Source organism: Streptomyces sp. SID14436 (assembly GCF_010548465.1).
GTDB lineage: Bacteria > Actinomycetota > Actinomycetes > Streptomycetales > Streptomycetaceae > Streptomyces.
Genome location: NZ_JAAGMD010000157.1, coordinates 1 through 261, shown reverse-complemented (window position 1 = coordinate 261; position 261 = coordinate 1). Strand labels below are relative to the sequence as shown.

The window sequence follows — 261 nt, the reverse complement described above, 5'->3', positions numbered from 1 at the left end:
ACCCCCGGCGTGGGCGCGTTCGGGCGCGAGCAGCACCGCCGTGACGCCCGCGCCGCGCCGGGCCAGCCGGGCACCGGCGTACAGGGCGTCGCCGCCGTTGTCCCCGCTGCCGACCAGCAGCACCACCCGGCTGCCGTAGACCCGCCCCGGCAACTCGACGCAGGCCGCGGCGAGTCCGGCGGCGGCGCGCTGCATCAGCGCCCCCTCCGGCAGCCGTGCCATCAGGTCCCGCTCCGCCGCTCTGACCGTCTCCACGCTGTA

At 78.5% G+C, this 261-nt stretch carries 1 protein-coding gene; it reads right to left on the bottom strand.

The features are described 5' to 3' along the window. Nucleotides 1-261: NAD(P)H-hydrate epimerase (locus G3I53_RS05755; RefSeq protein WP_275406489.1), on the bottom strand; the 261-nt coding region annotated here is incomplete at both ends.